This window comes from Haloarcula sp. CBA1131 (assembly GCF_008728975.1).
GTDB classification, from domain to species: domain Archaea; phylum Halobacteriota; class Halobacteria; order Halobacteriales; family Haloarculaceae; genus Haloarcula; species Haloarcula hispanica.
The window spans coordinates 84,444-97,911 of sequence record NZ_RPCY01000002.1 but is presented as its reverse complement, the minus strand read 5'-3'; the positions used below and the strand labels follow the sequence as shown (position 1 = coordinate 97,911).

Annotated in this window: 14 protein-coding genes; 6 read left to right on the top strand and 8 right to left on the bottom strand. The window is 60.6% G+C overall.

The annotated features are described in order from the left end of the window. Positions 1-97: 97 nt before the first annotated feature. Entirely contained in the window at positions 98-700 is a 603-nt protein-coding gene (locus tag Har1131_RS15845; protein WP_014031240.1) for a bifunctional 2-polyprenyl-6-hydroxyphenol methylase/3-demethylubiquinol 3-O-methyltransferase UbiG, read from the bottom strand. A 134-nt stretch (positions 701-834) separates the two neighbouring features. Here Har1131_RS15845 and Har1131_RS15840 point away from each other — a divergent pair, with 134 nt between their 5' ends. The 5 genes from Har1131_RS15840 (at position 835) to Har1131_RS15815 (ending at position 6,741) form a co-directional block, all read left to right on the top strand. Then, positions 835-1,680 (top strand): DUF726 domain-containing protein, encoded by an 846-nt coding sequence (locus tag Har1131_RS15840; RefSeq protein ID WP_014031239.1) that lies wholly within the window; start codon positions 835-837, stop codon positions 1,678-1,680. Positions 1,681-1,786: 106 nt separating this feature from the next. Continuing rightward, positions 1,787-2,032, top strand: a complete 246-nt coding sequence (locus tag Har1131_RS15835) for a hypothetical protein (protein WP_050038431.1) — start codon at positions 1,787-1,789, stop codon at positions 2,030-2,032. Positions 2,033-2,700: 668 nt separating this feature from the next. Then, positions 2,701-3,411 carry a metallophosphoesterase family protein gene (locus Har1131_RS15825; RefSeq protein ID WP_050038432.1) on the top strand — a complete coding sequence of 237 codons (711 nt, stop codon included), beginning with the start codon at positions 2,701-2,703 and terminating at the stop codon, positions 3,409-3,411. Positions 3,412-3,415: 4 nt separating this feature from the next. Then, a complete protein-coding gene (gene ppk1 / locus Har1131_RS15820; RefSeq protein WP_151147405.1) occupies positions 3,416-5,929 on the top strand; it encodes a polyphosphate kinase 1 in 2,514 nt (837 codons plus the stop codon). A 140-nt stretch (positions 5,930-6,069) separates the two neighbouring features. Further along, positions 6,070-6,741, top strand: coding sequence for an AIM24 family protein (locus Har1131_RS15815; RefSeq protein ID WP_014031234.1), 672 nt, complete (start codon positions 6,070-6,072; stop codon positions 6,739-6,741). 11 nt (positions 6,742-6,752) lie between these two features. Here the strand turns inward: Har1131_RS15815 and Har1131_RS15810 are convergent, their stop codons facing one another. The 3 genes from Har1131_RS15810 to Har1131_RS15800 all read right to left on the bottom strand — a co-directional run bounded on the left by Har1131_RS15810 (position 6,753) and on the right by Har1131_RS15800 (position 9,563). Next, positions 6,753-7,421: a class I SAM-dependent methyltransferase gene (locus tag Har1131_RS15810; protein ID WP_191907493.1), complete on the bottom strand. Its 669-nt coding sequence runs from the start codon at positions 7,419-7,421 to the stop codon at positions 6,753-6,755. 73 nt (positions 7,422-7,494) lie between these two features. Beyond that, positions 7,495-8,964, bottom strand: coding sequence for an MATE family efflux transporter (locus Har1131_RS15805; protein ID WP_014031232.1), 1,470 nt, complete (start codon positions 8,962-8,964; stop codon positions 7,495-7,497). After that, a complete protein-coding gene (locus tag Har1131_RS15800; protein ID WP_064289004.1) occupies positions 8,964-9,563 on the bottom strand; it encodes a TetR/AcrR family transcriptional regulator in 600 nt (199 codons plus the stop codon). The genes Har1131_RS15805 and Har1131_RS15800 overlap by 1 nt, the downstream gene beginning before the upstream one ends. 178 nt (positions 9,564-9,741) lie before the next feature. Between Har1131_RS15800 and Har1131_RS15795 the strand changes: the two genes are divergently transcribed. Beyond that, complete coding sequence (locus Har1131_RS15795) at positions 9,742-10,332, top strand: TetR/AcrR family transcriptional regulator (RefSeq protein WP_008312200.1); 591 nt, start codon at positions 9,742-9,744, stop codon at positions 10,330-10,332. Positions 10,333-10,405: 73 nt separating this feature from the next. On the opposite strand, the gene Har1131_RS15790 is transcribed toward Har1131_RS15795, so the two are convergent. From Har1131_RS15790 to Har1131_RS15775, 4 genes are all read right to left on the bottom strand, one after another. Then, positions 10,406-10,660, bottom strand: coding sequence for a hypothetical protein (locus Har1131_RS15790; RefSeq protein WP_225306823.1), 255 nt, complete (start codon positions 10,658-10,660; stop codon positions 10,406-10,408). Between the two features lie 213 nt (positions 10,661-10,873). Then, positions 10,874-11,584, bottom strand: coding sequence for an iron-sulfur cluster repair di-iron protein (ric, locus tag Har1131_RS15785; protein ID WP_151147402.1), 711 nt, complete (start codon positions 11,582-11,584; stop codon positions 10,874-10,876). A gap of 77 nt (positions 11,585-11,661) precedes the next feature. After that, the gene (locus Har1131_RS15780) at positions 11,662-12,726 is read right to left on the bottom strand and encodes a DUF2249 domain-containing protein (protein WP_151147399.1); all 1,065 of its coding nucleotides are present in this window, start codon (positions 12,724-12,726) and stop codon (positions 11,662-11,664) included. A gap of 263 nt (positions 12,727-12,989) precedes the next feature. Continuing rightward, complete coding sequence (locus Har1131_RS15775; RefSeq protein WP_151147396.1) at positions 12,990-13,457, bottom strand: metal-dependent transcriptional regulator; 468 nt, start codon at positions 13,455-13,457, stop codon at positions 12,990-12,992. Between the last annotated feature and the right edge of the window lie 11 nt (positions 13,458-13,468).

The window sequence follows — 13,468 nt, the reverse complement described above, 5'->3', positions numbered from 1 at the left end:
TAGATACGCAGACCGACTGTGCAGCTTGTTCAGTCTACACTGCCTGAAATCAATAGCCTGTGACGAGTTGTCTGACACCCTGTCTCCGTCTGCTACCCTACTCCGAGATGTCCGGATACGACTGCCGACCGCCCTGTGACTTCCTGGCGACCAGTTGGGCGGTGGCTGCGGTCGTCCCGTCCCTTGTTGCAGTGCGCTCGTCGTAGTGCAACACCGTCAGGCCGAGTCCGGCCCTGAGCAGTTCGTTCGAGGCGAACCGGTACCGCTCCCCGGAGGGGCCGCCGTCCACGTCGTCGGTCGTCCGGAGGTGGTGCTGGATGAACAGACAGCCGCCGTCGGCCAGCGCCTCGATAATGTCGGGGAGGCGGTCGACGGGGCGATAGAAGCTAACCGTAATGACGTCGTACGTCGACGCCGGGTATCCGAACGAGTCGAGGTCCGCCTGTATCCACTCGATATCGTCTTCGACGCCCACTTCGCGTGCGTTCTCGCGGGCAATGTGCAGCCCCGCTCGCGATTGGTCGACCGCATCGACGCGGTACCCGGCCGCTGCGACCGGGAGCGCGTTCCGTCCGGTCCCGGTTGCGACGTCAAGCGCCCGACCCGGTGGAAAGGTCGGCAGGTATCGTTCTAACACCGGATGTGGGTCCGGGCGCTGTGGGTACGTGCCCGCTCGGTATCGCTCGTCCCAGGTCGTCATGGCTCCGTCAACCGCCCGCCGAAACATGAAGCCTGCGGGCTGTGACACAGCTCTTGCGTTGCTTCCCGTTTCCGGACGCGACAATCTCAACTGACTTATCGGTACACCTGTGACCTATCCACAAGCTACTAGCCATGGACAGTCAAACGGGTGTGACCAGACGGCGGCTGCTCATCGCTCTCGGAAGCGGACTCGGTCTGCTCGGGGGCGGCGGTGCCTACGTGTACTGGTCGCTACAAGGCGACTCGGGCGGGTACACTGCGCCGGACTCACAGCCGGTCGTCACTACGCGCGGGCTCCTCGACGCGGCGGAGGGGCCAGCCTTCGAGACTGGTGGCATGTGGTCGTTCGACGACGCGTCGGAGGTGTTCCTGTTCGTCCACGGATTCAGTACCGACGCCGAGAGGGCGCGCGACAATGCCTATACGGCGCAGGTAGCACTCGACGGAACACGGCCCACACCGGTTATCGCGTACAGTTGGGATTCCGATGTCGAGTGGGAGCAGGCGAAGGACAACGCCGAGGCGAACAGTACCCACCTCGCTCAGTGGCTGGTCGAGTGGGCCGAAACCGACGGCCGGCCGGTCCATTTGCTCGCGCACTCACTTGGTGGGCGTGTGACCGGTGAGACCCTCCGGGTGCTTGCCGAGCGAGGGGCGACAGACGCGCTTGCCTCGGTGTCACTGCTCGGTGGTGCCATCCCCTACGATAGCGTGGTGCAGGGTGGCCGATACGGCGACGCCATAGCGGCCGTTGACGCACCGGTGTCGAACTTCTACAGCCACAACGATAAGGTCCTTTCGTGGGTGTACCGGGCATCGGATCGGACCCACGCCGTAGGCCACGCTGGCACTCGTGACGCGGGGCCGCTTCCCGACGGCTACCAGGAGGTGAACGTCACTGACCTCGTTGCCGACCACTACTCGTACTTCGAACCGGGCGAGGGGTGTCTGCCGCGTGTCGTTGCCGGGATCGAGTGACGTAGCTCTATTTTCCTGCTGCTAGTAGAACTAAATATGGCGGAAGTGTTGTTCATCCTATGGAAGCCACTGTCAGACCAACGGCTGTTACACGCTGGAGCGAGACATGAGCCTCTTCACTGCTGTTGTCGTCTTTGTGGTGGGACTGCTCTCCGGTATCGTCATCCGATGGGTCGCTGGACTCGCTGCTGCTCTCGCGCTCGTCTTAGTGCTGTTGGGCGCGACCACTCCGGATATCGGCCTCATCACTTTTGTAATGGAACAGTACTATCACGGCAACGAACTGCTGTTTCTCGCCGGATTGCTGTTCGGGCTGGACGCCGAACACACCAGAGATGCTGTCGAGGGGTGACTCACAATCCTCGAACTCGCTGAGCCTGTTGGACTGGCGTTTCGGGGGAAGTGTCCATCAATGACGAGCGCTTGAGTGCGCTGTCACAGTGTTGCTGGTCCAGATAAACCGTGGTTACGCTTCAGGACAGAAAATATACGAATGGCGGATATCGCTGTCATACGTGAGTGACCCCGCGGGCGTTCTGAGTAGCGTTGCAACTGAGTAAAGGTCGCCGGCCGCTCCCGCTGACCAGTCCAGACGCGAGCGTGAACGTGATGCCTGTGGCGGTTTCGTCGACCGAAAAAAACGGCGTCGAGCGCGGTTCCCTGGGCGTACCAGAGTATGCCGCCGAACACCACCGCAGCGACCGGTACCAGCACACTCACGAGACCGAGTATCACGAGCGGCGGGTATCGAAACGGCTGGGGTGACTGATAGCCCGCCGGCGTTGCAGGGCGCAACGTGTCGGCGGGAGTGTAATCGCTTGTCGGCATACCCGTGATTCAGCCGGAGGACTGAAAAATCAGAATGTCACTTCCGCCCTGTTGTAACTGAGAAGCAACCAGTCACCGCCGGTTGGTTCGACAGCAGGCGGCGAGCATATATTCGCTCTCATACAGCTATATAGAACTCATATAAAGCACCTATACCAGATTCACCGATGTTTCACAAACGACCTTACATAGATGGCTTCACCACCGACGTTTCATCCGGACCTCGGCGCACCACACCAGCGAATCCGCGGTCACAGATGGGAGGAAATCTACGTTGTCGGCGACGTCCACGGGTGTCGTCCGACCCTCGAACGCCTCCTGAACCGGTTAGACCCCACCCCGGACGAACTCGTGGTCTTCGTTGGTGACCTCGTCCGAAAAGGTCCGGACAGCGCTGGTGTCGTCGACATGGTCCGGCATACGCCGAACTTCCTCACCGTCCGTGGCAACAACGAGCAGAAACTCATCGACGGCCGCAAATCGATTCCGTCGTTGACCGACGACGACCTCTCGTGGATGGCGTCGCTCCCGGTGGCAATCTCGTGGGACGATTCGCTGGTCGTCCACGGTGGCGTCGACCACCGCAAGTCAATCGCGGAGCACGAACTGACTGAACTGCTGAACATGCGCTCACTTGTTTCGGACGGAAGCTACGACCGCCCGTACTGGTTCGAAACACGCCGTGCTGACCCTCGCATCTTCTTCGGTCACACGGTGCTTTCCGAGCCATTCGAGACACCTACTGCGGTTGGTCTAGACACCGGGTGCGTCTACGGCGGGCAGTTGACGGCGTACCAGTGCTCGACGCAGGAGTTCGTCACGGTGGACCCGGAGACGACCCACGAAGCCCGGTCGTCCGATAGCATCGTCGACCCGGAGCGTGCCCCGCCGACATCAACGTAACCCGATGGACCACGATTCAGAACCCGCCATCCCCGCGTACGAGCCAGCGGATGTCGACCTGACCGACTCGTCGCTGTATCTCAACCGTGAATTGAGTGCGCTCGCGTTCCAGCGGCGCGTGCTCCACGAGGCGCTGGACGAACGGAATCCGCTGTTGGAACGGGTCCGGTTCCTCGCTATCGTCACTCGCAATCTCGACGAGTTCACGATGAAACGCATCGGCGGCCTCAAACAGCAGATAGAAGCCGACGTGACCGAGACGGCCCCAGACGGTCGAACGCCCGAGGAGCAGTTGGCGGCGGTCCACGAGACCCTGCGGCCGATGCTAGCGACGCAGGCCCGCTGTTACCGCGACGCGATTCGTCCCGCGCTTGCTGCGGAAGGTATCGAGATTCTCGACTACGACGACGCTGCTGCCGCGGAACAGTCTGAACTGCGAACCTACTTTGAGGAGTCTGTGTTGCCGACCCTGACACCGCTTTCGTTCGACCCGGCACATCCGTTCCCGTTTATTTCTAATCGGTCGCTCTCGCTCGCTGTTCTCACCCGGCATCCGAACGCCGAGGACCCGACGTTCACCCGAATCAAGATTCCGCCGAACAGGCCGCGGTTGGTCCAACTCGGGGACGATACTCGATACGTACTGCTTGAGGAGGTCATCCGTGCGAACCTCGATCTGCTGCTGCCGAACGTCGAAATCGTCGACACGGCCCTGTTCCGACTGACCCGCAACGCGGAGGTCCGACGTAATCAGGAGATTGCCGAGGACCTCATTGACATGGTCGAAGACGTCCTCGAACAGCGGCGATTCGCGTCGGTCGTCAGAATGGAACTCTCCCCCGACGCCGACTCCCGTATTCGCTCGACGCTCGCGACACAGCTCGGTCTCGATGAGCGCGAGATATACGACCTCCCGGGTCCGCTGGATTACCGGGATTTCGCGGAGTTGACCGACCTTGACCGACCGGACCTCTCGCTGGATGAGTGGACGCCACAGCCACACCCCCGTCTCAACGGTCACCGACAGCAGTCGTTTGGGAGGCCGGATACGACGGATCCGAGTGTCTTCCGGCGCATTCAAGACGGAGACATATTGCTGCATCACCCGTACCACGACTTCACGGACACCGTCCAGCGGTTTCTCTCAGCAGCAGCCGAAGACCCGGACGTTCTGGCGGTGAAAGCAGCTATCTACCGGACCGCAAGCGACTCACAGATCATCCAGTCGCTGATAACGGCCGCTGAAAACGGGAAACAGGTGGCGGTGATGGTCGAACTGAAGGCCCGCTTCGACGAGCAGAACAACCTCGAATGGGTTCGCAAACTGGAGGAAAACGGTATCCACGTCGCCTACGGAACGGTGGGGCTGAAGACCCACACGAAGACGGCGCTGGTCGTTCGGGAGGAAGACGACGGCGTCGAACTGTACTCCCACATCGGCACGGGGAACTATCACTCCGAGACGGCGAAGGGATACGTCGACCTCGGACTGTTGACCGCCGACCGTGACATCGGCCGCGACCTGACCAAGGTGTTCAATTTCTTCACCGGGCCGTCGCTGGACGAGGAGTTCCGCGAACTCCTCATCGCACCGGTGACCATGCGCAAGGAGTTCACCCGGTGCATCCGTCGGGAAGCACAGCACGCACAGGCCGGTCGGCCTGCCCGTATTGTCGCAAAAATCAACGGACTCGAAGACCCCGGTATCGTCGCCGAACTGTACCGCGCATCGATGGCAGGCGTCGACATCGACCTCATCGTCCGCGATATCTGCCGCCTCCGACCCGGACTGGAAGACATCAGCGAAAACATCTCGGTGTACTCGCTCGTCGGCCGCTTTCTAGAGCATTCCCGTATCTTCTACTTCGAGAACGGCGCACGGGGCGACCCCGCTACCGAAGACGACTGGGGCGACCCCGAGTACTACATCGGTAGCGCCGACTGGATGACCCGCAACCTCGATTACCGGGTCGAAGCAGTCACACCCGTGACAAGCCCCAAAATCCAGCGCCAACTCCGTTTCACCCTCGACCTCCTCCTCTCGGACAACCGCAAGCTCTGGGAGATGGACAGCGACGGCGAGTACCACCAGCGGTATCCGGACGACGGCGAGCGCGTGATCAGCGCACAGGACATCCTGATGCGAGAAGCGCTAAAAGCCGGTCGCTCTGAGAACCTCATTACAGGTATCCCCGGTGACTATCCGATAGCCGGTGACCTCTGTATCACAGGTGATGGCACTGAACAGCCAACTGAGACAGGTGCCGAGTCGAAACCACTGACTGAATCCGAGGGTGAGTGTACGGTTTCTGATGCCGATACAACTGACGAACCTTTTGAAGTCACGGACGGTGGAAACCCTGACGAAGTTCTGGCCACATACAGCGACCGGTGGTACGTCCCGGACAGCGTCGTGTACAACTACGCTGTTCGAACACCCGATGGAGAGCGGCGCTACCTCAAAACCAAAGCTGGCGTCACTGATCTCCTCGAACGACTGTATAGCGATACGGAATAGCTATTCGGCTATACTCGCTCTCCGCTTCTTCTCTGTCCGCTCGCAGTGTAACTCCTCGATATGTGAAATGTTCGCACAAAATGCGTTTTAATCCTTCACGAGGCCTATGAGCATGGCCTATCGAGTGTCCCGATGTAACTATGGACTTACAGGAATTCGTCCGCTCCAACGCCCCCGCAGACGGTGGCGATGGGTTCCAGAAAGAGAACAACAGGCTACTTGACATCCCACTCGATGGGACTGTGATGGTCAAAGCCGGGTCGATGGTCGCGTACACCGGCGAGGTCACGTTCACTGGCAAATCCTCGGCGGAAGGCGGTATCACGGGCTTCGTCAAGGAGGCCGTGAGCGGCGAAGGGACGCCAGTCATGGAGGCCGAAGGGAGCGGCCACCTCTACGTGGCCGAGAACGGCAAGAAGGTACAGGTGCTGGCCCTCGATGACGGAGAATCGATATCGGTCAACGGCACTGACGTGCTCGCGTTCGAATCAACTATCGACTACGAAATCAACACTGTCGGCAGTCTCTCTGGCATGGCTGCTGGCGGCCTGACGAACGTCTACCTCACCGGCCCCGGCGAAGTCGCGCTGACGACACACGGCGACCCGCTGGTGATGACGCCGCCGGTGTTCACCGACCCGGACGCGACCGTTGCGTGGAGCTCGAATCTCTCGCCGTCTATCGAGATGAACAAGACCTTCGAAATCGGCCAGACCTCTGGGGAATCGATCCAGATGGAGTTTACCGGTGACGACGGCTTTGTCGTCATCCAGCCAAACGAGGAGGAGTCTGTCACGCAGAGTCAGAGCTAATCGCCGCCGAGTTACCGCGTCGAAGACACCGAGCGCTTGCGGAGCCGTCCCCGAACGAACGGCCGGATTGGCGTTATGCCCAGATTGAGTCGCTCGATTTCGACGACGTCGAACGACTGTTCAGCGACGAGCTGCGTCCCCGTCTGTCGGGTGAGGTGGCAACCGCCGGCGAGACGCCTCCAGAGCGGTGCGAGGGCTGACTGTACCCGGGCGCGCCACCCGTCGTCGATGACGTGCTCGAAGAAACGCAGTTCGCCGCCGGGTTTGAGTACGCGGACGATTTCACTTATCGCGGACTCGACCTCTGGAATCGTACAGAAAACCATGGAGGCGATGACGACGTCGAACGTGTCCTCGTCGTACGGGAGAGCTTCCGCCGGTGCCGACTCGATATGAATCGGCGTGGCCTGCGCGTTTGCCTTCTCCTCCGCCTGACGCCGCATATGCGGGTCTGGCTCGATAGCGTGAACCTCCGTCGAGGCGGTCGCAACGCTCTCGAAATACGGAAACATCGCGCCGGTTCCAGCGCCAAGATCCAGTACCGTTCCATCCAGATTCGCTACCAGATACTCACGATGTGGTCGCAAGAGCGTCCGCTCAACGAGTGCCGTAGCCGGATCGTAGATAGCTGCAAACAGCGGCGACGCGGGCTCCTGACTGGCGTTCGGTTCTGCGGGCATAGCAGCAGTAACGGCGGCTCCCCTGAAAGCATTGGTTCACTCGAAGGGTGTCACACGCGCTCGCACCCTGCTGTCAGTCTCCGTCAGCCGACATCTCGACGCCCGCTTCGTCGATATCGACCTTGGCTTCGGTGAGGTTGCTGTCTCGCCACGTCCCGCGTCGATACCAGCCGTAGGCGATGAGCGCCCCTGCGACGTTCGAGACGGCGAACGACAGCCAGATGCCGGTCTCGCCGAGCGGCACAGCGGCGAACCACGCAATCGGGAAGCGGATGATTCCGAGCATCAGCACGGAGATGGCCGCGGCGGTGAGCGTCTTCCCGGCACCGCGGAAGCTCCCGGTGTAGGCCCGCATGATACCGATGAAGCCGAAGGACAACGCAACGTAACGGAGGAACTGCGTCGTGATTTCGACGACTTCGGGGTCCGTCGTGAACAGGTCGGCTATCGGTGCGGCGGTGAACCAGACGAGGACCCCAGCAAGGGTGAGCACGCCGAAAAGCACCGTCGCCGCGAGGCCGGCCGCTTTCGCTGCCCGATCCGGTTTGTCGGCCCCCATGTTCTGGCCGGTCATCGTCTCGACGCCGCGAGCGACCGCGATAGCCGGCAGGAAGACGACCGAGAACACGCGCGTTCCGATGCCGTAGGCGGCGACGACCGTGTCCGGGAACATCGCGACGATGACCAACAGCAGGTTCATCGACAGCGCACGCCCCGTCCCCTCGACGGAGGCGGGTAGGCCAATGCGAACGAGACGGCGGAGATACGAGAGGTCCGGTGCCATATCGCGGAGGTGAATCTGGACGCCGCGGTTCCCCCGGAACATGATCGCCAGCCCGACGACCAGCGCCAGCGCCCGGGAAAAGACGGTCGCGATGGCGGCCCCTTCGATGCCGAGTTCGGGGAACGAGACAGTACCCACGAGCGGCGCGTTCTCGACGACTGTCCAGCCAAATATCAGGAACGGGTCGATGATGATGTTGAGCACAACTGAGCCGAACATGACGAGCATCGGCGTTATCGTGTCGCCGTAGCCCCGCATGAGCGCGACGAAGACGAAGAAGCCGAACATGAACAGCAGGCCGAGTGAGATGACCTCCATGTAACTAGTCGCCATGGGGAGGACGTCTTCGGACGCGCCCATCAGGCTCAGAAACGTATCGACGCCGAGATAGCCCGCGATGCCGAGAACGAACGAGACGATGACGGCGAACGTGACCGTCTGTGAGGCGGCGTACTCGGCGTCGCGCTCCTCGCCTGCGCCGGTAAACTGCGCGACGAGGACGCTGCCGGCGACGGATATCCCCATCCCGAGCGAGATGAGGAGGAACACCATCGGGAACGCGAAGCTGATTGCAGCCAGCGCGTCCGTGCTGTACTGGCCGAGCCAGAACGTGTCCGCGAGGTTGTACGCGGTCTGGAAGAGATTCGTGATGACGATCGGCATCGAGAGGAAAAACAGCGGCTTCCCGATGCCACCCGACGTGAGGTCGAACTCCTCGGGCCCCTTGAACAGCGCACTAACGCGACTTCGAATCCCCATCAGCGGGTCGCCTCCGCTGGCGTGTCCGTCAGGAGATGGGTCTCAGCGTATCGCGTAATCGTCTCTTTGAATCTGTCTATCGAACGGTCTGTGGCGACGTGTCGGGTATGGGCACCTGTAATCGCCGTCACGAGAAACTCCGCTGCGACGGCCGGCTCGACCCTGCTATCGAACTCCCCGGTTTCGACGCCGGCCGCGATGATTTCCCGCAGCCGGTCGAAGAGCACGGCATCGAACCTGGCCAGCTGTGTCCGGAAGGCGTCGTTGTACGGGGCCTGTGCCTTTATTTCGAGTATTGCCGTTCTGAACTCCTGACCGGGCGTCTGTCGCCCATCAGTGAGAACGGTGTCCAACAGCGAATCGAGTTCTTCCCGCGGTGTACTCCCGTCGACGCCCGTTATCTTTGCAGTGTATCGTTCGTACAAGAAGTCCAGAAACTCGGTAAAGAGGTTCTCTTTGCTGTCGTAGTAGTAGTGAATAGACGCTTTGCTCCGGTCTGCCTCGGCAGCGATGTCTTTGACCGTGAGCGCGGCGTACCCGTGCTGGCAGAGGGCGCGGAACGTCGCGTCGAGAATTTCGGTAGCTGTATCGTCATCCATGGCGGCTGTGACGGAACTTACTAACTAGTTAGTCAAAAACGCTTTGAAATCCACAAAGTGATCGATTGGCATTGATTACGTCTATTCTGGCGGATAAAAACTTACTAACTAATAATTTATGTACTCAATGTTATGCGGGTCACAACGGTTATCCAACCGTAGGTGAAACCGTTACTCAATGGCTGGACCATCGGACCGCACCTTCTCGGACCAGACCGAGGAGATAATGCAGGCGACCTACCGGGCGCTGCGCGAGCACGGGTACGCCGATCTCACGATAAAACGGATCGCGGACGAGTACGGCAAATCGACGGCTGCAGTGCATTACTACTACGACACGAAAGACGACCTTCTTGCGGCCTTTCTTGATTATCTGCTGGAGCGGTTCGTCGATTCGATTCACGACGTCGAGACGACGGACCCCGAAGCCAGACTGGAAATCTTGCTCGATGAACTGCTCGTCAAACCCCAGGAAAACCCCGATCTCTCGGTCGCCCTGTTAGAGATGCGGAGTCAAGCACCGTACAAGGAGGCGTTCAGCGACCGGTTCCGACAGAACGACGAGTACATTCGGTACATGCTCAAGGCGGTCATCAATCACGGGATCGACGAGGGTGTGTTCAGCGACGTCGACGCGGATCACGTTACCCGTTCGCTGCTGACGATCATCGACGGTGCCCGGACCCGCGCCGTGATGCTGGATGACACCGAGGAACTCGAAACAGCCCGACAGACGGCGAGTGAGTACGCCGACGCGATGTTACGGTAACCAGCCACCTTGTACCGCCACCGCTCAGTCGCCGTGTGTCTGCATCACAGAGTCCTGACGACACCGGCTATCGTTACCTTGAAGCCTCGGTTCCACAGACGTCACAGCCTATCGACCAGAGGGCGATTAGCGCGATAACGGCCGGCACATGCGCGAGGACTAGCAACGGAACGACGAGTCGACCGAGGCCGAGGGAACTGCCCAGGGTGCGGACACCAGTTCCGAATATCGGGAGCGAGAGCAACGCTCCGAGTGTTATCACGCCTCGTATGGACAGCGACTGTTCGTCGATGACGTGACGGAGATGCCGAATATGGTCACGTATCACGAACACTGCACCTCCTCTGTGACGGCTGAGGGCGGGTTCTGGGCTGTGTCTGTCCTCCATTTTTAGGCTTACCTAAACACATTCAGGCCCGACTGCGACCAGGTACACGAAAATGCTTTGCACGAACGTGTTCGACACCTCGGAATGATTAGTTGACAAATCCTGGGTGGAGATGAGCAGGACTCTAAAGGCTGCCAATCGGCCTTTTGACCGTCAGACTTGGCCCGCAAGCCGTGATTCGACCTGCGGGAACAGGACGTTGTTCTCCTTGTGGACGTGCATATGTGTGTCCTGTTCCAGTGTTTCGAGTCGTTCGAGCAGGCTCTGATAGCTCGGACAGGCGTCGTCCGGAACCGCGTACCCGTCGCTCAGCTCTGCGATCCGTTCGAGGTGCTCGGCCGTCGCTTCGTGGTCCGATTCGAGGTCCGCGAGCGCCTCGTCCAGACGCGCTCTTTCCTCGCCTGTGAGTTCGTCTCTGCTGTCGAGCTTCTCGATGACGGGGAACACGTCCTGTTCCTCCTCTGTCGTGTGCTGACTCATCTCCTCGGCCAGTTCGAGGACTTCCCGCTCGATGTCCGCCAGCTCTGGATGCTCTTCCGCGTGGACGCTCCGAACTTTCTCAGCGAGTTGTTCCAGGGCTGGCAGCTCCTCGCGGAGGTACTGATGGTGGCTGTCGACGACGTGTTCGATGAGGGCAGTCATCGATTCCCATTCGTCCCCGCGCTCCTCCCTTTTTTGACGCGCCTCGTCCAGTTGCTCCCGGACGGCATCGAGATCGAGGTCCGCTTCGGTACAGGCTGTCCGGAGCATCTGGTCACCGCCACAGCAGAAATCGAGCCCGACTGCTTCGAAGACGCGAGCGAACGCCGGGTTCTCTCTGACGAGTGCGCCGAGCGGTCGGTCCGGATCGATTGGTTCAGTCATTGGTAGCTGTTACTTGCGTTCGTTGTAGGGAGCGCTCTGTTCCCCCTGTTCTCGGCGTTTGGGTCCGTAGTCCATGGTCAGAACGGGACCTCCGTCTCTTCGTCGGCTGACTCGTCGACGGTCGTCTCGGCCTTTCCGATCAGGACTCTGAACTCACCGGGGTCCTGCTGGCGGTAGGTCCAGCGGAACTCCGGGCCCGCCTCGGCCTCGAACTGGTGGTACAGCGGCTTGGGGTCGTGGTCGTTCACCAGCACGAATCCGCTCCCGGTGTCCAGTTCGGCGTACGCCTCGAAGATCTGCTCGTGTCGCTGTGCCGGCGGGAGATCTCTGACATCGAGTTCGTCGGTAATCTCGACTGACTCGTCGTCAGATGGGGCTTCCGACACGTCATCTGCAGCGGTATCCGATTCACCGAACTCCCCTGTACTCTCAGTTTTCGTGATCTGGACGCGGCAGCGGCCGGGCTCAGATTCGACGACCTCCCAGGCGAACGCGTCGCCGTACCGCTGTCTGAACTCCCGTTGCAGGGGCCGCGGCTCGTGTGGGGCGATGAGTTCCATCGTCCCGCCCTCGGGTATCATTCCGTATCGGTGATGGATCGTCGGATGCCGCTCCTGTTTGGGGATTTCGCGGACGTCGTACCGCGTAACGATGTCTTCACCGGTGGTCTCGGAATCGCCGGTCTTGACGATCTCGACCCGCCATTCACCGCCGCCCTGACTCGCGTAGTCCCACTCGATTACCTCCCCATGCATCGATTTGAGCTCGTGATACAGCGGCTTGGGGTCGTGGTCGTTGACGAGGACGAACCCGTCACCCGCCGCCAGACCGTCGAAGATATCGAGAAGCGCCTCGTGTCGTCGTTGTGGCTTCAGGTCACGGACGTCGATTGTGGGGTGCGACTCGTCCCCGAGCGGTTCGCCGACGGTCACCTGCAGCTCTCGCGGCTCTGCGTCGGGATGTGCGTATTCCCACTCCAGCGACCGGCCTTGTTCCAGCTGGTAGCGCACCAGCTGGGGGTCGATATCCCTGTCGGCCACGACTTCGATGGTATCACCGATCTCGGCTCCCGACAGTACGTCGAAGAGCTGTTCACGGCGTTGTCCTTCCGACTGGTCTCGCAACTGAATCTCTCTTGGCATCTCTATACTGGATGGTACACGAGTGGACTGATGTCACCTGTCCCGAAGGGGTTCGGCAGCATCCCGATCGCTCCACCGATTGCACGGTGCCCAGTCAGGGTATCCCGTCACTGTCGTACCCATTTCGAGACTGAGAACGGGCCGCGGATCCGCTCGCTAATACGTTCGCCGTCACGGTCTTCCGCTGACTTGTTTGACGACGTGGAACGGGCGGTTCCGAATCGGCGAGAGATTCGATAGCGGGTGCTGACACCACTCCCCGTCTATGGAACGCACTGCTCGCCGTCGCCGTCTCCCTCTGGACAGAGGCCCAGACACGCTCCATCCACCTGGCTTCGGAGACGAAACACACCGTTTTTCGGGAGGAGGAAGCCGATATCGAACGCCGTCTGTTCGTCGAGGGTCGTATCTAACACCGATTGGAAGAAGGTGGAAACGACGCAGAAACGCCACCCAACCTCCGTCGCGAGAGCGTCCCCGCGATCCGTGAGCGTCACTCCCTGATATTTTTCGTAGTCCACCAGTCCCCGCTCGTCGAGTTTCGACACCATCTCCGTGACGCTGGCCGGGGTCACGTTCAAGAACTCCTGCAGTTCCCCGGTCGAAACCCGCTCTGTGGGAGATTCCGAGAGGACAGAGACGGCGAAGAGATATCGGCCTGCGCTCCGCTCGATATCGGAAACCGACGGCGTGAGCGACGAAGCGGACCCTGTTTGCGATTCTGAGGACATATCTCTTGGTC

Bases quoted from the DNA above. Each gene is read 5' to 3' on its own strand.
- Har1131_RS15845 (WP_014031240.1), bottom strand. From the start codon at position 700: ATGACGACCTGGGACGAGCGATACCGAGCGGGCACGTACCCACAGCGC.
- Har1131_RS15840 (WP_014031239.1), top strand. From the start codon at position 835: ATGGACAGTCAAACGGGTGTGACCAGACGGCGGCTGCTCATCGCTCTC.
- Har1131_RS15835 (WP_050038431.1), top strand. From the start codon at position 1,787: ATGAGCCTCTTCACTGCTGTTGTCGTCTTTGTGGTGGGACTGCTCTCC.
- Har1131_RS15825 (WP_050038432.1), top strand. From the start codon at position 2,701: ATGGCTTCACCACCGACGTTTCATCCGGACCTCGGCGCACCACACCAG.
- ppk1 (WP_151147405.1), top strand. From the start codon at position 3,416: ATGGACCACGATTCAGAACCCGCCATCCCCGCGTACGAGCCAGCGGAT.
- Har1131_RS15815 (WP_014031234.1), top strand. From the start codon at position 6,070: ATGGACTTACAGGAATTCGTCCGCTCCAACGCCCCCGCAGACGGTGGC.
- Har1131_RS15810 (WP_191907493.1), bottom strand. From the start codon at position 7,421: ATGCCCGCAGAACCGAACGCCAGTCAGGAGCCCGCGTCGCCGCTGTTT.
- Har1131_RS15805 (WP_014031232.1), bottom strand. From the start codon at position 8,964: ATGGGGATTCGAAGTCGCGTTAGTGCGCTGTTCAAGGGGCCCGAGGAG.
- Har1131_RS15800 (WP_064289004.1), bottom strand. From the start codon at position 9,563: ATGGATGACGATACAGCTACCGAAATTCTCGACGCGACGTTCCGCGCC.
- Har1131_RS15795 (WP_008312200.1), top strand. From the start codon at position 9,742: ATGGCTGGACCATCGGACCGCACCTTCTCGGACCAGACCGAGGAGATA.
- ric (WP_151147402.1), bottom strand. From the start codon at position 11,584: ATGACTGAACCAATCGATCCGGACCGACCGCTCGGCGCACTCGTCAGA.
- Har1131_RS15780 (WP_151147399.1), bottom strand. From the start codon at position 12,726: ATGCCAAGAGAGATTCAGTTGCGAGACCAGTCGGAAGGACAACGCCGT.
- Har1131_RS15775 (WP_151147396.1), bottom strand. From the start codon at position 13,457: ATGTCCTCAGAATCGCAAACAGGGTCCGCTTCGTCGCTCACGCCGTCG.